Consider the following 21,011-nt stretch of genomic DNA (forward strand, 5'->3'; position numbering starts at 1 on the left):
GTCCGCAATCAGATCTTCGACGCAGGATGCTTCTCGGCATGGCCGCCATGCCATTTGCCGGACTTGCCTTGCCACGGACTGCCTTCGCGCAGGCGCCGGCGACCTCCGCCGTCAACACGACCGGCCTTGCCGTCACCGATACCGAGGTCACCGTCGGTATCCTTCACTCCGTAACGGGTACGATGGCCATCTCGGAAACGGGCTCTGTCCAGGCCGAGAAGCTCGCCATCGAGCAGATCAACGCCGAAGGCGGCGTTCTCGGGCGGAAGATCAAGTTCATCCAGGAGGACGGCGCCAGCGACTGGCCGACCTTCGCTGAAAAGGCGAAGAAACTTCTCGTCAACGACAAATGCGCGGCCGTCATGGGTTGCTGGACTTCGGCCTCCCGCAAGGCGGTTCTGCCCGTCTTCGAGCAATATAACGGTATGCTCTACTATCCGACGTTCTATGAAGGACTGGAGCAGTCAAAGAACGTCATCTATACGGGTCAGGAGGCGACGCAGCAAATCCTCGCGGGCCTCGATTGGGTCTCCAAGGAGAAGGGTGCCAAGACCTTCTATCTGCTCGGCTCGGACTATATCTGGCCGCGCACGTCCAACAAGATCGCGCGCAAGCACATCGAGAACGTCCTCAAAACGAAGGTCGTCGGCGAGGAATATTTCCCGCTCGGGCATACGCAGTTCAATTCCGTCATCAACAAAATCAAGTTGACGAAGCCGGACGTGATCTACGCCATTATCGTGGGTGGTTCGAACGTCGCTTTCTACAAGCAGCTCAAGGCGGCCGGTATCGACCTCAACAAGCAGACGCTGGTCACGATTTCGGTCACGGAAGACGAGATCGATGGTATCGGTGGTGAAAACATCGCGGGCGCCTATGCCTGCATGAAGTATTTCCAGTCGCTCGATAATCCGAACAACAAGCAGTTCGTCTCCGCCTTCAAGAAGATGTGGGGCGAGAAAACTGTCATCGGTGACGTCACGCAGGCGGCCTATCTCGGGCCCTGGCTGTGGAAACTGACGGTGGAGAAGGCCGGGTCCTTCGACGTGGACAAGATCGCGGAAGCGTCCGCCGGGGTGGAATTCAAGCAGGCGCCAGAAGGCTATGTGAAGATCCATCCCAATCACCACCTGTGGTCCAAGACCCGCGTCGGACGCGCGCGCCCTGATGGACAATATGATGTGATCTACGAGACCGCCGAGCTGATGGAGCCGGACCCCTTCCCCAAGGGCTATCAATAAGCGCTGCCAATAAGCCGCTGGGAAGGCTGACCTAATCGAGACGGGAAACGCTGGGGGGAGGTCGCCCAGGCTTCATGCCTGGGCGGCGGTAAGTCGTGTCTTCACCCAAGTCGTGCCTTCACCATTGACGATCGTCCCCATCAGTCCATTGGCCGGGAGGCTGAGATGTTCGGCGATTATTCGCTCGGCGAGCTTACATCGATATTCGTGATGCAGGGCTTCGCCGGCCTTATCTTATTTTCGGTATTCCTATTGATGGCGCTGGGGCTTGCCATCATCTTCGGCCAGATGGGCGTCATCAACATGGCCCATGGCGAATTCATGATCCTTGGCGCCTATGTGACCTGGATGTGCTCAACATTCTTTCACAGCTACTTGCCCGCGCTGGTGCCGATCTACTTCTTCATCGCGATGATCCTGGCCTTCCTTGCCTCCGGCGCGCTGGGCGTCGCCGTGGAGTGGCTGATGATCAGACGGCTCTACAAGCGACCGCTGGATACGCTGCTGGCCACCTGGGGGCTCTCGCTCATCCTGCAGCAGTTCTACCGGTCGGTTTTCGGTCCGCGCGAGGTCGGCGTCGAGCTGCCTCAGTGGATGCTGGGCTCGCTTCCGGTGACGGATGTCATCGAGATCCAGATCAACGGCCTCTTCGTGATGGCCCTGACAACCATCATCACCATCGCCGTCGCTGTCATGATGTATCGCTCGCGCTGGGGCATGCAGGTGCGTGCCGTGGTGCAGAACCGTGTCATGGCGGGCGCGGTGGGCATCAACACCGAGAAAGTCGATCGTTACACCTTCGGCATTGGTTGCGGCATTGCCGGTATCGCCGGCTCGGCCTTCACGATGATCGGCTCCACGGGGCCAACCGCAGGCCAGCTCTACATCGTCGACACCTTTCTCGTGGTCGTCTTCGGAGGCGCCGCCAGCCTTGCCGGGACCATCGCCTCGGCCTTCACCATCTCGCAGGCGCAGTCGATCATGGAGTTCTTCCTGTCCGGCTCCATCGCCAAGGTTCTCACATTGCTCGCGGTGGTCGGCATTCTCATGCTGCGGCCGCAGGGCCTGTTCGTCCTCAAGGTCAGGCGCTGAGACATGGTCATTCGCTCCAAATCCGCCGACGACACGGCCTTCATGAAGCCGCTGGAAGTCGTCTCGATCCTCATCGTCGCCGCCCTGATCCTGGTGGTCCTCCCCGCGACGCTCGATGCGTTCCGCCTGAACCTCGTCGGCAAATATCTCACCTATGCCTTCGTGGCGCTGGGGCTCGTGCTGTGCTGGGGCTTCGGGGGCATTCTCAGCCTTGGCCAGGGCATCTTCTTCGGCCTCGGCGGCTACTGCATGGCGATGTATCTCAAGCTCGAGGCGTCGAGCGTCGAGAACACCAAGATCCAGTCCACGCCCGGCATCCCGGACTTCATGGACTGGAACCAGCTGACGGAACTTCCATTCTTCTGGCTGCCGTTCAAGAGCCTGACTTTGACGCTGATCCTCATCATCGCGGTGCCAACGCTGTTTGCCTTCTTTATTGGCGCCGCCATGTTCAAGCGACGTGTCGGCGGCGTGTACTTCGCCATCATCACCCAGGCGATCGCGGCGATCCTCACCATCCTGATCGTTGGCCGGCAGGGGTACACCGGCGGCATCAACGGCATCACGGATCTCAGGACCCTGCAAGGCTGGGACATCCGCACAGACAGCGCCAAGCAGATCCTCTATTTCGTCAATGGCGGCCTTCTGATCGCCTGCATCCTGCTCGCCCAATATGTAAAGCGCTCCAAGCTCGGCCGCGTGCTGGTCGCCATGCGCGACAAGGAGGACCGGGTCCGGTTCTCCGGCTATTCCGTCGCCAACTTCAAGATCTTCGCCTTCTGCCTGGCGGCCGCCTTCGCGGCGATCGGCGGCGCGATGTTCACGCTGCAGGTGGGGTTCATGTCGCCGTCCTTCGTCGGCATCGTGCCGTCGATCGAGATGGTGATCTACACCGCGGTCGGCGGCCGGCTGTCGCTCTTCGGGGCGGTCTACGGCACGCTTCTGGTCAACGTCGCCAAGACGGCCTTCTCGGAGAGCTTTCCTGAGCTCTGGCTGTTCGGGCTCGGTGCGCTGTTCATCGCCGTCGTGATGGTGTTCCCGAACGGGCTCGCCGGCATCTACCACAGCTATGTCGCCCCGCTGGTCGCGCGTGTCACGCGGCGGCGGCCGGCGGAAACCGAGCAGCCTTTGCACGGCGCTCCCGCGGAGTGAGGTGAGACATGATCATTCCCCCGAAAGATCCGCAGAAGCAGTTCGTCCTCGCTGTCGAGGCTCTGACCGTGTCCTTTGATGGGTTCAAGGCGGTGAACGACGTCTCGTTCTATGTGGACGAGAATGAAATCCGCGTTATCATCGGTCCAAACGGGGCCGGTAAGACAACCGTTCTTGATCTCATCTGTGGGCGTACCAGGGCGACATCTGGCTCCATCAAGTTCCGCGACATGGAACTGACGAAGATGTCAGAGAGCAACATCGTGCTGGCCGGCGTCGGCCGGAAGTTCCAGAATCCCTCCATCTACGATGACCTGACGGTCTTCGAGAACCTGGAGATTTCCTTTCCGCGCGGGCGCTCCGTCTTTGGTGCGCTGACGTTCAGGCGCGACGCGGAGGTGCGTGCGCGGGTCGAGGACATCGCCGAGACCATCTTCCTCGCCGATCATCTCGATGAACGGGCCGAGTTTCTCAGCCACGGCCAGAAACAGTGGCTGGAGATCGGCATGCTGCTGATCCAGGATCCGGATCTCATGATGCTCGATGAACCGGTTGCCGGCATGAGTGTGAGCGAGCGCAAGAAGACCGCAGAACTCCTGCACAAGATCATCAAGAACCGCTCGGTGATCGTCATCGAGCACGACATGAAATTCGTCGAGGACATCGCCCATCGCGTCACCGTGCTGCACCAGGGCAAGGTTCTCTCGGAGGGCTCGATGGACCGCGTGAAACATGATCCGCGTGTCATCGAAGTCTATCTCGGGCATTGAGGGCTTGCCATGCTGACAGTCCAGGACCTGCATGTCGCCTATGGCCAGAGCGAGGTTCTCCATGGCCTCGACTTCCGTATCGCGCCCGGCGAGATCGTCGCCATCATGGGGCGCAACGGCATGGGCAAGACAACGCTCATGAAGGCGCTGATGGGCGTCGTTCCCACGAAGAGTGGCCATGTGACCGTCGGTTCCGACGAGATCACCGGGCTCAAGAGCTATGAGCGCGTCGCCAAGGGCGTGGCCTATGTGCCGCAAGGGCGGATGATTTTCTCGACGATGACGGTCAAGGAGAACATCGAGACCGGCCTGACGACCACGGGCGAGTCGGAGGTGCCCGAGAGCATCTACGAACTTTTTCCCGTGCTGCTCGAAATGAAGGGCCGGCGCGGCGGAAATCTCTCAGGTGGTCAGCAGCAGCAGCTCGCTATTGCCCGCGCGCTGGCGAGTAAGCCCAAGGTTCTCCTGCTCGACGAGCCGACGGAGGGTATTCAGCCGTCGATCATCCGCGACATGGCCCGCACCTTGAAACGCATCCGCGACGAGCGCGGCTTGTCCATTGTCGTGTCCGAGCAGGTGCTGTCCTTCGCCCTCGATATCGCGGACCGCATCCTCGTCATCGAGAATGGCGAAATTGTCCACGAGGAGGATCGCCAGGCCGTCGACGAAGCCAAGATCTCAAGTTTTCTCTCGGTTTAACCAACGCTTAGACTGTTTTCCAGGGAGCCCGTCCATGCCCGATACAATCATCAAGATCGATCTCAACCAGTCGGCCTATGAAAATGACAAGGTTCACAACCGTTGGCATCCGGATATTCCGATGGTGGCGATGGTGAAGCCCGGCGATGATTTCATCGTCGAGACCTATGATTGGACGGGCGGTTTCATCAAGAACAACGACGACGCGTCCGATGTGCGTGATATTGATCTGTCGATCGTGCATTTCCTGTCGGGGCCGATCGGTGTCGAGGGTGCCGAGCCCGGTGATCTCCTTGTCGTCGATCTCCTCGATATCGGGGCCTTGCCGGAGAGCCAGTGGGGCTTCAACGGGTTCTTCTCCAAGAAGAACGGCGGCGGCTTCCTCACCGATCATTTCCCTGAGGCGCAGAAGTCGATCTGGGATTTCGAGGGCCTCTTCACGAAATCGCGTCACGTCCCGGGCGTGCGGTACGCCGGCCTGATCCATCCGGGGCTCATCGGTTGCCTGCCCGACCCCAAACTGCTCGCTACCTGGAACGAGCGCGAGGTCGGCTTCATCAAGACAAATCCGGAGCGCGTGCCGCCGCTTGCCAACCCGCCCTTCGGGCCGACGGCCCATATGGGGCGGCTGAAGGGCGAGGCGAAGGCCAAGGCGGCGGCCGAGGGCGCGCGCACGGTGCCCCCGCGTGAGCACGGCGGCAATTGCGACATCAAGGATCTCTCGCGCGGCTCGAAGATCTTTTTCCCGGTCTATGTGCCGGGTGCCGGCCTTTCCATGGGCGACCTGCACTTCAGCCAGGGTGATGGCGAGATCACCTTTTGCGGCGCCATCGAGATGGCGGGATGGGTGCATGTGAAGGTGGACCTCATCAAGGGCGGAATGGCGAAATACGGGATCAAGAACCCGATCTTCAAGCCGTCGCCGATCACGCCGAACTACAATGACTACCTCATCTTCGAGGGCATTTCCGTCGACGAGCAGGGTGGCCAGCACTATCTCGATGTCCATGTCGCCTATCGGCAGGCCTGTCTCAACGCCATCGAATACCTGAAGAAATTCGGATATTCCGGCGCGCAGGCCTATTCGATCCTCGGAACGGCTCCCGTCCAGGGCCACATCTCCGGCGTCGTCGATATTCCGAATGCTTGCGCAACCTTGTGGTTGCCGACGCAGATCTTCGACTTCGACATCAATCCGAGCGCATCCGGGCCGCAGAAATTCCTGGACGGCTCCGTCGATATGCCGCTCGCACCGGATCTGTGAGGCGCCCATGCCTGTGTATGACTATGAATGCCATGCCTGCGGACCCTTCACCGCACTGCGGCCGATGGCGGACTTCGCGGCACCTTGCGATTGCCCGGATTGCGGCGAGGAGGCACCGCGGGTCCTGCTGACCGCGCCCGCGATCGGCATGGCGAACCGGTCGTCACACCTTGCCCATGCCGCCAACGAACGCAGCGCACATGAACCGCGACGGTCGTCCGGGCATGGCGCGGGATGCGGATGCTGCTCCGGAAAATCCCTCGCGCTCAAGGGCCGGGGCGGAAAAGGAAGCGGTGCCGGCGAGGGGGTAAGCGCGGGACAGGCCGCCAAGTCCTTCCCGTCGGCCCGCCCGTGGATGATCAGTCACTGATCGCAGTCGGCTTGCGCTCTGAAAAGCGATGATAAGGAGCCGCCATGCCCGTCTGGGTGCGGCGGCTTCTTGTCGAGGGGCATGACCGCGCTCTAGTCCCCGCGTGGAATGCGCATCCCCGTCGCCCGCATGCGGCCGATGACCTGGCGAAACCAGCGGTGCGTCGGCGCGTGATGCATGCGTTCATGCCAGAGCTGATAGAACTGGATAGGCGGATAGACGATTGGTGATGGAATGATCGCCAGTGGCAGGATGTTGGCGAAGTGTTCGGCAAAATGCCGGGTCACCGTGAAAACCAGGTCGGTGTCGACGAGCAGATACGGGGCCATTGAAAAATAGGCGCTGACGACCCGTCGCTCGCGGACCGCCCGTATCACGCTGAGATGGGTTTCGACGACGCCACGGTGGGCAATGGCATAGTCAGCCGGCACCACGTGATCGGCGGCGAGATAGGCATCGGCCGATGGTGGGTGCCGTGTGAAGTGATGATTGCGATCGACAAGGCAGACGAACTCGTCCTCGAACAGGATGGAGCGGCGCAGGGAGGGCGGCGGCGCTGGCCAATTGCTGATGACGAGGTCGACTGTGCCGTTGGCGAGCGCGCCCTCGAAATCGAAATCCGGGCCCAGGGCGCGCATGGTGAGACGTGCCAGCGGAGCGCGTCGCCGAAATTCCTGCATGACGCTGCTCAGCGTGAGCGGCAGAATCTGATCGGGCAGGGCGATCGTGAAGGTCTGCTGGGTCGACGAGGGATCAAAATCCTCGGGATCGACGAGCAGGCCATCGAGTTCCTCGAGAACTTTCGCCGCCATGCCCTGCAGAACGCGCGCCCGTTCCGTGAGAACCATGCCCCCCTGGCCACGCACGAGCAGCGGATCGCCGAACATCTCTCGGAGCTGCTTCAGGACGAGGCTGGTGGCCGGTTGCGACAGACGGAGCCGGCGCGCTGCCCGCGTGACGTTCCTTTCCTCGAATAGCACAGTGAGCACGTTGAGATGGAAAGCGCTGAGCGGGTTTTGCGGGTTGCGCATCGGCGTCCTCCGGCGGAATGGTCAGGCGGGAGTGTGGCAACTGCGTACTCATTCGACAATCCATATGGTCGTCGCAAATGCGCTTTCGCCGTCAGGGCGCCGGGACACGTTCGACATCGGCCTTGTTGTCGATTACGCCGGCTAGGGTAATCCCGCCATTTGCCCAATCGGTCAGCATGCGGCTGCGAATTGATCAATTGCTATGTGCAATGCTGGAATTCCTGTGGCGACTGACCATGGGCGTGGGATGCGGGCGTGGGCCGGCCCTTGGCCGTTTCTGCCGTAAACTGGTCGACGGCGACGCTGCATGGCGCGCGAAGCAGCCCGCTGCGACACCGTCAGATGGCCTGAGAGTGAGGTCGTCACGGCTTTTTCGATTATTCGAAATTCCATATGACATATATTCAATTTTCCCGATGGGGCGAGGTCCCGCCCTTGCATGGCTCGTTGCGTGACCTGTCGCCACGTAGGAGCTCACCATGAACCGCTTCTTTCGTCCGCTCGCTGTTCTCGCGCTCGTGGCATCGACGCCATTGGCGTCCGTCCAGTCCGCCAGCGCCGAGACCATCCGCTGGCTGACCCAGACGCAACAGCAGAATGCCCAGTATCCGGTTGAGATTGGCGTCATCAATGCGCTAGGGTCGAAAGGCTTCACGATCCAGCGCAACGAATTCCAGGTGCTTGGGCTGAACCTCGCGGATGCGTTGCGCACGGCGAGTTCCGGCGCCTTTCAGGTGGTGACGACCCAGATCGGAAGCGTAGCCAAGGATGACCCGTTTCTCGAGGGCGTCGACCTCATCGGCGTCTCGACTGACATGGGCGAATTGCGCAAGGCCGTCGATGCCTACCGCGAGCCGTTCAATGCCCGGCTCGCGGAGCGCTTTGGCGTGAAGGCGTTGGCGATCTGGCCGTTCGGCCCGCAGGTGTTCTTCTGCAACCAGCCCATCAAGAGTCTCGCTGACCTCAAGGGGCAGAAGGTGCGTTCGTTTACCGCGTCCATGTCGAGCTTGCTGACCGATCTGGGCGCAACCCCGGTCACGCTGAGTTTCCCGGAGGTCTATTCCGCGCTTGAGCGCGGCGTCGCGTCCTGCGGCGTGACATCGCCGACATCGGCTAACACGGGCAAGTGGCCTGAGGTGACAAATCATCTGCTGCCGCTCTCGGTATCCGGTTCCGTGCAAGCCCACATCGTGAACCTTGACTGGTGGAACAAGCTCCCGGCCGATCGTCGCGCCGCGCTTGAAAGTGAATTCAAGGCCCTTGAGCAGGGGCTCTGGGATCTGGCCGTCACCACCAACGACAAGGCGCTGGCCTGCAGCACGGGCGGCGAATGCGCGCCTGGGCTCTACATGCCCTACAAGATGACGCTTGTCACAGTTTCCGAGGCGGACAAGGGGAAGATCAAGCAGATCACGACGGACAAGATTCTCGGCGAGTGGGCCGGCCGCTGCGCATCGACTTTCCCCGACTGCGCCAAGGTCTGGAACGGCTCGATCGGCGCTGCCCTCGGCCTGAAGATTGCAGGCAAATAACGGTCCCGCGCCCGCGTCGTCCCCGAAAGAGCCCCATGCCCTCCCACGATCGGTTGGATCATGACACGTTCTGATGATGGCACCTCACCCGGGGCGCCGCTGGAGCACAATCCCCTGGCGCTGTATTGCGAGCGGCCTGTTCGCTGGATGCAGATCGCCATGGGATGGTGCCTGGTCGGCCTCTGTCTCGCGACCACCTATGAGATCATCGGGCGGCGGCTGTTCGGCGCGTCGCTGCAGGGGGTCAACGAAATCGGCGCCTATCTGCTTGCGATTGCCAGCACATGGGGATTCTCGGCGGCGCTCCTGCAGAGAGCTCACGCGCGAGTCGATTTCCTGTTCCAGTATTTCCCGCGGCCGGTGCAGACGCTACTCAATCTCATCGCCGCAATCTCGCTGTCGGCCCTTGCCATCTTCTCAGCCTGGCAGGGTTGGGGCGTGCTCTCGGACACGCTGCGGTGGCAGGCGCATGCGGCGACGCCCCTGCAGACGCCCCTGTGGATCCCGCAGTCCCTGTGGCTGGCGGGCCTCGTCGTGTTCGCCGGACTGGCGACCGCCTGCGCCGCGCACGCCGCCATCCTCATCGTCAAGGATCCTGCCAGGCTCGATCTCTACTACGGACCCCCTTCGCTGAAGGAACAGATCGAGATCGAGACCCAGGGCACGCTGCCGGCTGAAGAGGCGAGGGCGTTCTGATGATCTCCATAAGCGTCGTCGTCGCCGGCTTCATCGTCATGGTCGCCCTGCTGTTCCTGGGCCTCCATGTGGCGACCGCCCTTTTCCTCACCGCCGTCACCGCCATCGGCGCCTATTTCGATGGCGTGCATCTCAGAATGTACGGGAGCCAGCTTTGGAGCTCGATGGAGGATTATATCCTCCTGTCGATCCCGCTTTACATCCTTCTTGGCGAGATTCTGGTGCGCAGCGGGATGACCGACAAGATGTATGGCGCGCTGGCGCCCTGGCTCAATCGCCTGCCGGGAAGCTTGCTGCATACGAATATCGGCGCCTCCGCCATCTTCTCCGCGGTGTCGGGATCCTCCGTCTCGACCGCGGCCACGATCACCACCGTGGCCTTGCCCTCCTTCAAGAAGCGCAGCTATGACGAAAGGCTGGTGCTTGGGTCGATCGCCGCCGGCGCCTCGCTCGGCAATCTCATCCCGCCGGGTATCGCCTTCATCATTTACGCCTCGCTGACCAATACCTCGGTCGGACAGCTTTATGCGGCTGCCATGCTGCCGAGCCTCATCCTGACGCTGCTGTTCATGGCCGTCATCGCCGCACTCTGCCTGGCGAGGCCGGAACTCGCCGGGGCAAAGGAGCCTTACGTGCCCTTCGCGGAGCGCCTCAGGCGCCTCGTCGATCTCGCGGGTCCGCTGGTCGTCTTCGCGATCATCATGGGCTCAGTCTATACGGGCTGGGCGACGGTGACGGAATCGGCCGCGTTGGCCGTTGTCGCCACCATGGCGATGGCGGTATTCCAGAGGCGGCTCACCATTCGCATGTTGCATGAAGCCTTCGTCGCGACAGCGAGCCTGACAGCGATCACCATGTTGATCCTGGCGGTGGCGTTCTACCTGAACTACGCGCTCGGCCTCCTCGGGATTACGCAAACGCTCAGCAATTGGGTTGGGAGCCTGAATGCCGATCCGCTGGTGCTCAAGTGGATCCTCGCGATCTTCTATCTCCTCCTTGGTGTATTCTTCGAGACGTTGCCGATGATGGTCGGAACGGTGCCGGTGTTGTTTCCGATAGTCGTCGCTGCCGGGATCGATCCCGTCTGGTTCGGCGTCTTCATCGTGCTGATGTGCGAGATGTCGCTGTTGAGCCCGCCGGTGGGCATGACCCTCTACGTCATCCAGACTGTGCGGCGAGAGGGCAATATCGGTACCGTGTTCGCTGGCACGATCCCGTTCGTCGGCGCGATGATGGTGATGACCGCGCTGCTGATCCATTTTCCGCAGATGGCGAACTGGGCCATCGCCGCCCTGCCGCGCCAGTGAAGTCTTGGGCTCAGGACATGGCCTAGGGGCAATCGACATTCAAGTGTTGCCCAAGACATACCACCGTCATCACCGGGCTTGTCCCGGTGGTCCCGATAGCAAAGGCGCCTCGATCCATCGGGATGGCCGGGACGAGCCTGGCCATGACAGCCGAGAGTGCTGAATGTCGATAGAACCTAGGCCTTTGTATCCCGTGAGTGTTGCGCGAACCGGTTACCTTCTCGCGCGACAATGTTCCACATAGTCCTCGCGCTCGACACAGGCGGGGCTGACCGCACGAGCGTTTCATGCCTGCCCTGGCGCGTGCCAGGACGCCCCTGTCCACACGCGCTCATATTTCCGCAGGATGCCGCTCAACGGTGGCGAAGGTTTCTCAGCGCCATGCGCACACTAATCCCTGGAAAGATCTGACATGCCACCACCATTCCCAGCGATTGCCGCGCCCAATGCGCAGACTTTCGTGTCCATGTTTGGCGACCTCTTTGAGCATTCGCCGTGGGTGGCGGCGCGCGCGTGGCGCCCGGAAGGCTTCCCCGATGCTGTCAGCATGATCGAGACAATGATGCAAGTCGTTGCAGCCGCGACCGCAGAGGAGCAACTCAGCCTGCTGCGTGCTCATCCCGAGCTCGCCGGCGAGGCAGCACTCGCGGGGGCATTGACGCCTGAATCCGAATACGAACAGGCAAGCGCCGGGCTGGACCGGCTGGAGCCCCAGGAGATCGAGGCCGTCCGCAGGCTGAACGCGGCCTATCGGGAACGACACGGATTTCCGTTCATCCTCTGCGTACGCCACTATACCAAACGAGACATCCTCTCTGAACTCGAGCGGCGCACGTCACGCAGCACCGAGCGTGAGCATCATGAGGCGCTTGCCCAGGTCGCGTGCATCGCCGTCGAGCGCCTGGAGAAGCGACTTCAGCATATCAAGCAGCACGACCTGTGAGCATCATGTCATGTCATCGCCCGGTGTGAGCGCTCAAGGCGCGGGGACCAAGAGGAATGCCCCCTTCGTGCCCCATCCGCCTCTCGGCGAGGTCAAGTCGTCGTGCCTATCATGAGTTCGGTCGGTAGGGTGATCGCGCGGCTGTCGAAGGCGCCGGTTTCGATCCGTTTGACCATGTGATAGGCGCCGAGCTGGCCAAGCTCGAAGGCTGGCGAGCGCACGGTCGTCAGGCGGGTGCCGAAATAGTCGATGAAATCCAGGCCGTTGAACCCAGCCACCATGACGTCCTCGGGAATGCGAAGCTGGCGACGTGTCAAAAGGCGATGCGTGGCGATCGCCATCTGGTCATTGCCGGCGAAGATGGCGTCGAAGCGCGCATGCGAGGCCATGAAGCCCTCAACCGCGCCTTGGGTGGCCGCGGCCGATTCGTCGGTCGACGTCAGCACAGTCATTCTGGTACGGGCGCCGGACGCCTCGATGAAGTGGCGCGCTCCGGCGACACGCGCCGACATGGCGGGCCAGTCCAGCTCCGGTACGACCGCGACGACATGCCGGGCACCGCGTTGCACCAGGTGCTCACAGACTACCCGGCCACCGTCAAAGTCGTCCTGCCGCAACGAGCAGATGTCGCCGTCGGGATCGGGTTGGGGTTGCTGGAACATGACGATCGGCTGGCGCATGGCTTTTAGAGTTGCCCGGAACGCTGTACTCGCCATGAAGTTGCCGGACATGAGCACGCAGAGGCCGTCGGTCTGCAGCTGCTGGACGAGCGAGGCTGTCGCCAGTTCGTCCACATGCAGGCCCTGCAGGACCAGGGAATACCCGCGCTGGTTGAGGCCGGCGCACAGCCCGTCCAGCAAACTGGTAATATAGGGGTCCGCTAGAAAACGGCGTCCGGTTTGGACCACGAGCATGCCGACTGCCATCCGCCGATCCGTTCGCAACGAGCGAGCCGCAATGTCCGGCCGATAATTCGCGCGCTCGATGGCTTCAAGCACACGGTCGCGGGTCTCTTCATTGTAGCCCCGAAGTGTGCCATTGACGACATTAGAGACGGTCATTGGCGAAACGCCTGCCAAGCGCGCCACGTCCTTGAGGGTTGACCGGCGCCGAGGCCGCGCCACGAGAGACGAGGCCTCGTCGGCCGGGTTCCTGCTCACGCTGTCACGACGGGCCATAGCTGTCCGGTTTTGCATCCGGTCGCCTGTCGCCGGATAGGATGATGTTACGTTAAATTTATTTCTGGATCGCGGCAAGCGGAACACCGCCGGAAATTCCGAAGTTGTTGCCGACTATCTGGGGAAATCGTTGGATTCCCGCGAGATTGCGTGGCTCGCCCATCGGAAGGCGCCAAAGTTTGGCGGGCCACAGGATAGGCGTTGACTTAACGTTAAATCATCGCTTATGGTGGCGATAACCAGAGCGGACAGCAAAGCGACCCTCAGAGGCGGCCCCGAGAACGGCCAGACGAGTTCACAGCGACCGAAGACAGTTGATCCGTTGCGACGATGCGCAACGTTGCATGATTTTGTCCCCAGTACTGTAACGTAACACCAACGGCCACGTATTCGCTTACGTGGCCTACGGACAATCAGGAATACCAGATGACTGAGACTGTGGCGGAAGCCGTGGCCAGACGACGCCAGTATATTGCCGGTGGTACCATGTCTATCAATCGCGCGATAAACCCGGCGAAGCTATTCGTACGCGCCAAGGGCGCCTACCTCTGGGATGTCGAGGGAAATGCGTATATCGACTATCATGCGGGTTTTGCGCCCTATCTGTTCGGGCACGCGGACAAAGAAATCGACGATGCCGTTATAGCGGCCATCGGCAGTGGCGCTTCGCTGATCGGTGCTGGTACCATGCCATGGGAAGCGGAAATCGCCGAATTGCTCGTCGAGGCCGTGCCCGGACTTGATCAGATCCAGCTGACCAGTACCGGATCGGAAGCTGTCTCCTATGCGTTGCGGCTCGCTCGCGCGGCGACCGGCCGTGACACCGTCGTGGTGATGCAGGGCGGCTATAACGGCTGGTCGGATTACGTCTCGTATAATCTTATGGATGCCAAGGATATAGTCGAGGATCACCAGGAAGGCGAAGAATATCCGTTGCGCGTAACGACCGCAGGCGTCCCGAAGGTCATCGACAAAACGGTTCGGGTGATCGAATACAACGATCTTGCCGCCGCGGAGAAGGTTCTCGCACGTGGTGATGTCGCCGCCCTCATCCTGGAGCCCGTTCTGCAGAACATCGGTGTGGTCAAGCCTCTGCCCGGCTATCTGGAAGGCTTGCGCGTGTTGTGCGACCGTTACGGCACAGTGCTGATCTTTGACGAGGTGAAGACCGGATTTCGTCATGCGTTGGGCGGCTACCAGGCGATAGCCGGCGTGCGCCCCGACCTTTGCACTTTCGGCAAGGCGGTCGCAAACGGATATCCGCTGGGGGTCGTCGGAGGCCGGCGCGATATCATGGCGCTTTGCAACGATCCCGACCCCAGCCGGCGTGTCATCATCGCCGGGACCTACAATGGCCATCCGGTCAACGTGGCGGCGGCTCGCGCCAGCCTTCGCCGTCTCAAGTCGCGCGAGGCGGAGGTATACGGTGAACTCGAACGGCTTGGCGCCAGAATGCAGGCGGGAATTGAAGCGATATTCGCGCGGCGCAACTATCCCACGACATTCGTGCGCCAGGGATCCGCGTTCGCTTTGTACTTTATGGATCATGCGCCACGCAACTGGCGTGATATAGCGCTTCACAACGATAACGAGCGCGATATTGCATATCGTCGTGCTATGATAGACGCAGGAATATTCCATTTTCCGGCGGCGACAAAGCAATCAAGTATTTCGCTTGCCCATACCGATGACGATATCGACCGCACGATCGCGGTCACAGAGAAAGTCGTCCGTACGTTGGGCTGAAACCATCATCAAAAAGGGGAGGCGGATCGTGATCGTCGATTGCCATGTCAATATCTGGGAAGATGAGCATGTATTACCGCATTACGTGAGCGGTACGGCAATGGCCCGGCATGGAACCATCGGCACGGTCGCGGATATGGACACCGTTCACGCGGCCATGCGGGGCGTCGACAAGGCGATCATTTTCAGCCTTCGCTACCACGACAGCGCCGGCATCGATGGCAATGACGAGGTGACCGCGCGCGCGGTCGCGAAATATCCCGATAAGTTCATCGGCTTCGCCGCCGTCGATCCGCGCCGTATCGATGCCATGGATCTTCTGGTCCATGCAGTCGAGGATCTTCATCTCAAGGGCGTCAAGTTCGGGCCGATTTACAACGGTGTATCCCTGCTCGATCCGCGCATGGTTCCTGTCTACGAATATTGCGTGAAACGCAACCTGCCGTTGACCATGCATATGGGGACTACCTTCGCCGCCGGCACGCCCATCCAGTATGGCAAGCCGACCGACGTCGACGAGATTGCTCGCCGATATCCAGATCTGAAGATGATCATGGCACATCTCGCCCATCCCTGGGCTGAAGAGTGCATTGTCATCTGCCGCAAGAACGTCAATGTCTACACGGAAGTCTCAGCGATATTCTATCGACCATGGCAATTCTGGAACAGTCTGATTGCCGCACAGGAATATCGCATCACTGAGCGTAACAAGATTTTTTGGGGAACGGATTTCCCCTTTGCAACTGTCGAGGAGTCGATCGAGGCGCTGCAGACGGTCAACCGCTTCGTCGAGGGCACGCCGATGCCTCGCGTCAGTCAGGAAACGATAGATCACATTCTTTACTCCAATCCGCTCGAGCACTGGTGGCACGGCGGCTATCCCGGTTGATCCACCGCCGCGCCGAGCAGGGACCACGCCACGCGTGACAGCCCGGAGCTGGCAATGACTTGAAACATGGAAGGAGCACAAAGTGCTTAGATTGCTCTCAGCCTTGCTTGTCCCTCTGGCATTCGTCGCGGGCGTATCGACGGTGAAGGCCGATGGTGGCGCTCTCGATCGTATCCTTTCGAAGAAAAAGATCGTCATCGCCGTACAGAACGATGTCACGCCTTATTCGTTGCTCGACTCCAACAATAAGCTCGACGGCCTCGATATCGAAGTGGGACGACAGATCGCGAAGGATCTTGGAGTCGAGGCCGAATTCGTTGTCGTCACTGGTGCCAATCGCATTCCGGCGCTTGTGACCAATCAGGCGGATATCACCATTGCCACGCTGACGCTGACGCCACAGCGGGCGGCGGTGGTCAGCCTGACAGCTCCCTACACCGCCGTCCCTCATGTCGTGATCGGCCCGAAGGCAAAGGAGATCAAGAACTGGAAGGACATGAAAGATGTCAAGATCGGCGTGCCGCGGGGCAGTTTCCAGGACCAGTATGTGACGCAGCTTGTCGGTGGAAACAACATTCGACGTTTTGAGGATGACGCGACCACCTTTCAGGCCCTAGCCTCCGGGCAAGTCGAGGCGACTGCGCTGGGTATTACTGTCGCGAAGTCGATTATCGAGAAAAATCCCGATCTCAACCTTGAGATCAAGTTTGAGGGTGCGATGACCTATCCGACGATCGGGACGCGGCACGCAGATTACGACCTGCGGCACTGGATCAATACGTGGATATTCTACCACAAGACCGACGGATTTCTCGAAGCCATGCACAGAAAATGGCTGAAGATTGATATGCCGGAGCTGCCGTCTTATTAAGCGCACCTCAGGGTGAACCCGAAGAAGAGCAGGCGGCCTCCCTCAGTCCGAGATGCGCCGCCGTAGTGACAAGGCCTAATCCAGGGGCGGGGGCGACGACGTGACCTATCAATTCCAGTTCGGGGCGGTGTTCGCCCGCGCCGAACTGCTGATCGACGGCTTTTTACTGACAGTGCAATTGACAGTGCTGACGGGCGTCATCGGTCTCACGTTGGGCCTTGGCTGCGCGATCATCCGTACCTACGGGCCGCCTCATGGGCGCCTTGCGGTGGCGACCTATGTTGAGATCTTCCGCAACACCCCGTTTTTGGTGCAGTTGTTTTTGATATTCTTCGGCATACCGGAGGTCGGCAAGACCTTCGGTATGCGTTGGCTGCCGTCACCCTATGTTGCCGGACTTGCCGCGCTGTCCGTCAACATTGGCGCGTATGCCACCGAAATCATAAGGGCCGGTCTACAGTCTGTCCATCGCAGCCAGATCGAGGCGGCCGAATCCCTTGGCCTGACACGTTGGCAGGTGATCCGCTATGTCGTGTTGCCCCCGGCGCTCCGTAACGTTTATCCGGCTCTTTCAAGCGAATTCGTTCTCCTGATGCTTGGCACCAGCGTCGTGTCGGTCATCTCAGTCGAGGAGCTGACTGGAACTGCCAATTTAATTCAATCCGAGACCTATCGAACGTTCGAGACTTACGCACTGATCTGGGTGATCTATTTCGCCCTCGCACTCGTGCTCAAATGGATGCTCGACGCCGTCGCCATGCGTTTCATCGGCCGGCAGAAGCCGCCGCGTACGATCGCGGGTGCTGTTCATGCGTAGCTTCGGCTTCAATGATGTCTGGTATCTTCTCATCGCGACACAATGGACGATCTATCTGACCGTCGTCGCTTTCCTGGTGGGTGGCGCGCTGGGGCTGTGGCTTGCCCTCGCTCGCACGGGCGGCTCACGCGTCGGCATCAGTCTCGCGCTTGTCTGGATCAGAGCGTTTCAGAACACGCCCCTGCTTGTGCAGCTCTTTCTCATCTACTATGGACTTGGTTTGTTCGGTTTTCGCCTGCCACCTTTTGTTGCCGCTGCGGTCGGGCTCATCTGCTACGCGTCAGCGTTCCTCGCGGAGATTTGGCGAGGCTGCATCCTCGCTGTGCCTCGCCAGCAATGGGAGGCTGCGGATGCTCTGGCGCTCACTCCGTGGCAGATCCGCTGGTATGTCATCCTGCCCCAGGCCTTGCGTATTGCCATTCCGCCCACTGTCGGCTTCCTTGTCAAACTCATCAAGAATTCCTCACTCGCCAGTGTCGTCGGTATGACGGAGTTGATGCGCGCCGCTACCGCCATCAACAACGCGACGTTCCAGCCGTTCAAAGTCTTTCTCTGCGCGGCGATCATCTACTTCCTGCTGTGTTTTCCCCTGACGATGCTCAGCCGTCGATTTGAAAGGCAGCTCGATGTCAGCACTCGAGGTTAACGGTGTTTCGAAGCGCTTCGGCAGTCTTCAGGTGCTGCAGGACATCAATCTTCGATTGGAGAGGGGCCAGATGCTGGCCTTGATCGGCCGGAGCGGTTCAGGCAAAAGCACTCTGCTCCGCTGCATGAATGGCTTGGAGCGCGTCGATCGGGGCAATATAACCATCGGCGGGCATGTGTTGAGCCACGCTCCCTCCGCGCTGCGTCGCCTGCGGCAGGATGTTGGCATAGTGTTTCAGGCTTACAATCTGTTTCCGCATCTCAGCGTCGGCCGTAATATCATGCTGGCGCCAAGGCTCGTGCTGCGATGGTCGTCTGAGCGCGCGGAAGCACGAGCGCGCGAGGTACTGGCGGCCGTCGGGCTGTCGGAAAAGTTTGACGCCTATCCCGACCAGCTCTCCGGGGGGCAGCAACAGCGTGTTGCCATCGCGCGTTCGCTCGCCATGGCGCCGCAGGTCATGCTGTTCGATGAAGTGACTTCGGCTCTTGATCCGGAACTCACCGGCGAGGTGCTGCTCACCATGGAAGGTCTGGCCCGCTCAGGCATGACCATGGTGCTCGTGACCCACGAGATGAATTTCGCGCGCAGCGTCGCTCATTGGGTGGCCTTCATGCACAACGGCCGCATTCACGAGATCGGAGCTGCTGAGGACCTGTTCGCACGGCCGCGCACGGAAGAGCTGCGCCGCTTTCTCTCATCCACCTTGTGATCGCCCATAGGGAGGCACCAATGAAAATTACCCGGATCGAACCGATCCTGCTGACCGCGCCGCTTGACAGTGGACCTGTTGCCTGGTCAGGCGGCCATATTCCCATGTTCTGCGCCTGCCTGGTGCGCGTGCATACCGATGCGGGCATCACCGGCCTTGGCGAGACCTATGGAGGGCTGTTCGCGCCAGAAGCGGCGAAGGCGATCGTGGAGCACTACGAGACCATGGCGATCGGGCTCGATGCGAGTGATGTCGGCGGGGTCTGGAGCCGCCTTTACATGGGCGGCCTGTTCTGGGGAAGGGCCGGCTTCGCTGTCAGTGTGCTGAGCGCCATCGAGATGGCTCTCTGGGACATCAACGGCAAAGCTCTTGATTTGCCGGCTTACAAGCTTCTCGGCGGCAAGGTGCATGAGCGCCTTCGCATCTATGCCTCCGGCGGGCTCGATGGCACGGCCGATGAGTTTCGCCGGGAACTCGACGGCTATCTCGAAAAAGGCTTCACCGCCGTGAAGATCCGCGGCGGTTACGGCCCCCGTTATGATGGCGCCCGCGCTCGGCTTGCACGCGAGACTATCGGTGAGACGCGGTACTTGATGATGGATATGGTGCAGGGGCATAACCCGCGGCCGTGGAGCGCGGCTGAAGCGATTGTTGTGGCCGAGGCTGTGGCCGATGCGGATCTGACCTGGCTTGAAGAACCTTGCGCCGCGTATGATTACGACGGCTATGCCAAAGTCCGTGCCAAAGCGCGGATGCCGATCTCGGGTGGTGAAAGCTCGACAACGCTGCACGAGTTCAAGCATTTCTTCGACCGCGCGGCGCTCGATGTCGCGCAGCCCGACGCCGCCCATTGCGGTGGGATGGCCGAGTTCTGCAGAATTGCGACCGCGGCGAACGCCGCCGGTGTGCGCGTCGTCCCCCATGCCTGGGGATCCGGACCAGCGCTGACATCAAACTACCATGCGGCCTTTACGACCGCGAACTGCTTTATGGTGGAGTTCCCGACGATCGAGAACCCGCTGCGTCATGCCTTGCTCGTGGAGCCACTGCGGGTTGTCGATGGCTTCCTGCTGCCGCCCAACGCGCCGGGGCTCGGCCTCGAACTGACCGACGACGTCATCGCGCGATACCCCTTCAATCGCGACGCGGTGGTAAGGCCTCGCTTCGACCGTGAAGACCCGACGGGCTGGCTCTGATGTCTGTTGCATAGAGCCCGGTAAAGCCGGTTCGTGTCACCAGTCCGCCGTGAGATCTCGAAGATGGGCGAGGTCTTTCCTGAGATAGGGGAGAACATCATCGCCCATGCGTTGTGGGCCGCCAGCGGGATTGGAATATTCGGCCGGCAGACAGAACGCGCCACGAAACCCAATTCCTCGCAGGCATTCGGCAAATTCACGCCATGAATAGCCGCCGTGGCGGTGAGTGGTCCATCTGACCTTAAAAACGGCCTCGTCCTCGAGGCCGTTGACACGCGCGCGATAGGCGCTCTTGAAATTCACGAGGCCGTGGAGATGGTCCTTGATGATATCGACCGCCAGGGAAACAGGCTCGCCATCCAGCGCGCAATGGGCCATGTCGAGCACAGCGCAGATGTGGCGCGGCTCGTATTTCCCAAGAAGATGGAGCAGTCCCGTGCTGCTCCCAACGAAGAAGCCGTAGTGGTTTTGCACACCGATGGTGACGTTATACTGGTCAAGCGCAGGCAGTAGCGCGTCGAAGCCACGCTGATGGTTCTCAATGGCCTTGTGATAGCCAATCTGCATGTCGATCGGCGCCATGACACGGATCAGCGGTATGCCCGCATCGCCGCAGGCCGCGATCATGGCCTCGTCAGCGGTGCTCGCCACGCTTGCTATCCTGAGGCCGCGCGCCGCGAAAATGCGTGACGCGTCCTTGAGCCCGCTGGCCGCGGTCTCCGGCGTGACCTGGTAGCCCGGGCGCACCGCGAGTTCCACGCCATCGAGACCGGTCGCGGCGAGCTTGTCGGCGAGTTCGGCCAAGCCCTCGGCAACCCAAGGCTTGGTGAAGACCGTGATAGGAAACCTGGACATGAGCGAA

Annotated in this window: 21 protein-coding genes; 18 read left to right on the forward strand and 3 right to left on the reverse strand. The window is 60.8% G+C overall.

Annotated elements, in window-relative coordinates:
* Positions 1 to 38 precede the first annotated feature (38 nt).
* The 7 genes from urtA (at position 39) to KIO74_RS21460 (ending at position 6,588) form a co-directional block, all read left to right on the forward strand.
* Positions 39 to 1,241 carry an urea ABC transporter substrate-binding protein gene (gene urtA / locus KIO74_RS21430; RefSeq protein WP_502762132.1) on the forward strand — a complete coding sequence of 401 codons (1,203 nt, stop codon included), beginning with the start codon at positions 39 to 41 and terminating at the stop codon, positions 1,239 to 1,241.
* A 165-nt stretch (positions 1,242 to 1,406) separates the two neighbouring features.
* Positions 1,407 to 2,333 carry an urea ABC transporter permease subunit UrtB gene (urtB, locus tag KIO74_RS21435; RefSeq protein WP_213326944.1) on the forward strand — a complete coding sequence of 309 codons (927 nt, stop codon included), beginning with the start codon at positions 1,407 to 1,409 and terminating at the stop codon, positions 2,331 to 2,333.
* Positions 2,334 to 2,336: 3 nt separating this feature from the next.
* On the forward strand, positions 2,337 to 3,485 hold the full coding sequence (gene urtC / locus KIO74_RS21440) for an urea ABC transporter permease subunit UrtC (protein WP_213336390.1): 1,149 nt from the start codon (positions 2,337 to 2,339) through the stop codon (positions 3,483 to 3,485).
* An 8-nt stretch (positions 3,486 to 3,493) separates the two neighbouring features.
* Positions 3,494 to 4,255 carry an urea ABC transporter ATP-binding protein UrtD gene (urtD, locus tag KIO74_RS21445; RefSeq protein WP_213336393.1) on the forward strand — a complete coding sequence of 254 codons (762 nt, stop codon included), beginning with the start codon at positions 3,494 to 3,496 and terminating at the stop codon, positions 4,253 to 4,255.
* A gap of 9 nt (positions 4,256 to 4,264) precedes the next feature.
* A complete protein-coding gene (gene urtE, locus KIO74_RS21450) occupies positions 4,265 to 4,954 on the forward strand; it encodes an urea ABC transporter ATP-binding subunit UrtE (RefSeq protein WP_213336396.1) in 690 nt (229 codons plus the stop codon).
* Positions 4,955 to 4,988: 34 nt separating this feature from the next.
* Positions 4,989 to 6,218, forward strand: coding sequence for a formamidase (gene fmdA / locus KIO74_RS21455; protein ID WP_213336399.1), 1,230 nt, complete (start codon positions 4,989 to 4,991; stop codon positions 6,216 to 6,218).
* A gap of 7 nt (positions 6,219 to 6,225) precedes the next feature.
* Positions 6,226 to 6,588, forward strand: a complete 363-nt coding sequence (locus KIO74_RS21460; RefSeq protein WP_213336402.1) for an FmdB family zinc ribbon protein — start codon at positions 6,226 to 6,228, stop codon at positions 6,586 to 6,588.
* Between the two features lie 92 nt (positions 6,589 to 6,680).
* Here KIO74_RS21460 and KIO74_RS21465 read toward each other — a convergent pair whose 3' ends face one another.
* On the reverse strand, positions 6,681 to 7,619 hold the full coding sequence (locus KIO74_RS21465; RefSeq protein ID WP_213336405.1) for a LysR family transcriptional regulator: 939 nt from the start codon (positions 7,617 to 7,619) through the stop codon (positions 6,681 to 6,683).
* A gap of 479 nt (positions 7,620 to 8,098) precedes the next feature.
* Here KIO74_RS21465 and KIO74_RS21470 point away from each other — a divergent pair, with 479 nt between their 5' ends.
* From KIO74_RS21470 to uraD, 4 genes are all read left to right on the forward strand, one after another.
* Complete coding sequence (locus KIO74_RS21470) at positions 8,099 to 9,151, forward strand: TRAP transporter substrate-binding protein (protein WP_213336408.1); 1,053 nt, start codon at positions 8,099 to 8,101, stop codon at positions 9,149 to 9,151.
* 60 nt (positions 9,152 to 9,211) lie between these two features.
* Positions 9,212 to 9,847 carry a TRAP transporter small permease subunit gene (locus KIO74_RS21475; RefSeq protein ID WP_213336411.1) on the forward strand — a complete coding sequence of 212 codons (636 nt, stop codon included), beginning with the start codon at positions 9,212 to 9,214 and terminating at the stop codon, positions 9,845 to 9,847.
* A complete protein-coding gene (locus KIO74_RS21480; protein WP_213336414.1) occupies positions 9,847 to 11,154 on the forward strand; it encodes a TRAP transporter large permease in 1,308 nt (435 codons plus the stop codon). Before KIO74_RS21475 ends, KIO74_RS21480 begins: the two co-directional genes overlap by 1 nt.
* A 412-nt stretch (positions 11,155 to 11,566) precedes the next feature.
* Positions 11,567 to 12,097, forward strand: a complete 531-nt coding sequence (uraD, locus tag KIO74_RS21485; protein WP_213336416.1) for a 2-oxo-4-hydroxy-4-carboxy-5-ureidoimidazoline decarboxylase — start codon at positions 11,567 to 11,569, stop codon at positions 12,095 to 12,097.
* A gap of 92 nt (positions 12,098 to 12,189) precedes the next feature.
* On the opposite strand, the gene KIO74_RS21490 is transcribed toward uraD, so the two are convergent.
* Positions 12,190 to 13,293 (reverse strand): LacI family DNA-binding transcriptional regulator, encoded by a 1,104-nt coding sequence (locus KIO74_RS21490; protein ID WP_349629227.1) that lies wholly within the window; start codon positions 13,291 to 13,293, stop codon positions 12,190 to 12,192.
* 408 nt (positions 13,294 to 13,701) lie between these two features.
* Here KIO74_RS21490 and KIO74_RS21495 point away from each other — a divergent pair, with 408 nt between their 5' ends.
* The 7 genes from KIO74_RS21495 (at position 13,702) to KIO74_RS21525 (ending at position 20,149) form a co-directional block, all read left to right on the forward strand.
* On the forward strand, positions 13,702 to 15,021 hold the full coding sequence (locus tag KIO74_RS21495) for an aspartate aminotransferase family protein (RefSeq protein ID WP_213336419.1): 1,320 nt from the start codon (positions 13,702 to 13,704) through the stop codon (positions 15,019 to 15,021).
* A gap of 28 nt (positions 15,022 to 15,049) precedes the next feature.
* On the forward strand, positions 15,050 to 15,910 hold the full coding sequence (locus tag KIO74_RS21500) for an amidohydrolase family protein (RefSeq protein WP_213336422.1): 861 nt from the start codon (positions 15,050 to 15,052) through the stop codon (positions 15,908 to 15,910).
* A gap of 82 nt (positions 15,911 to 15,992) precedes the next feature.
* Entirely contained in the window at positions 15,993 to 16,781 is a 789-nt protein-coding gene (locus tag KIO74_RS21505) for a transporter substrate-binding domain-containing protein (protein WP_213336425.1), read from the forward strand.
* A gap of 100 nt (positions 16,782 to 16,881) precedes the next feature.
* Positions 16,882 to 17,598, forward strand: a complete 717-nt coding sequence (locus tag KIO74_RS21510) for an amino acid ABC transporter permease (RefSeq protein ID WP_291978323.1) — start codon at positions 16,882 to 16,884, stop codon at positions 17,596 to 17,598.
* Complete coding sequence (locus tag KIO74_RS21515) at positions 17,591 to 18,244, forward strand: amino acid ABC transporter permease (RefSeq protein WP_502762122.1); 654 nt, start codon at positions 17,591 to 17,593, stop codon at positions 18,242 to 18,244. Before KIO74_RS21510 ends, KIO74_RS21515 begins: the two co-directional genes overlap by 8 nt.
* The gene (locus KIO74_RS21520; protein WP_213336428.1) at positions 18,225 to 18,953 is read left to right on the forward strand and encodes an amino acid ABC transporter ATP-binding protein; all 729 of its coding nucleotides are present in this window, start codon (positions 18,225 to 18,227) and stop codon (positions 18,951 to 18,953) included. Before KIO74_RS21515 ends, KIO74_RS21520 begins: the two co-directional genes overlap by 20 nt.
* A gap of 20 nt (positions 18,954 to 18,973) precedes the next feature.
* A complete protein-coding gene (locus KIO74_RS21525) occupies positions 18,974 to 20,149 on the forward strand; it encodes a mandelate racemase/muconate lactonizing enzyme family protein (RefSeq protein ID WP_213336431.1) in 1,176 nt (391 codons plus the stop codon).
* Between the two features lie 36 nt (positions 20,150 to 20,185).
* Here KIO74_RS21525 and KIO74_RS21530 read toward each other — a convergent pair whose 3' ends face one another.
* On the reverse strand, positions 20,186 to 21,004 hold the full coding sequence (locus KIO74_RS21530; RefSeq protein WP_213336434.1) for a sugar phosphate isomerase/epimerase family protein: 819 nt from the start codon (positions 21,002 to 21,004) through the stop codon (positions 20,186 to 20,188).
* Positions 21,005 to 21,011 lie beyond the last annotated feature (7 nt).

The organism is Chelatococcus sp. HY11 (assembly GCF_018398335.1).
Classification (GTDB): domain Bacteria; phylum Pseudomonadota; class Alphaproteobacteria; order Rhizobiales; family Beijerinckiaceae; genus Chelatococcus.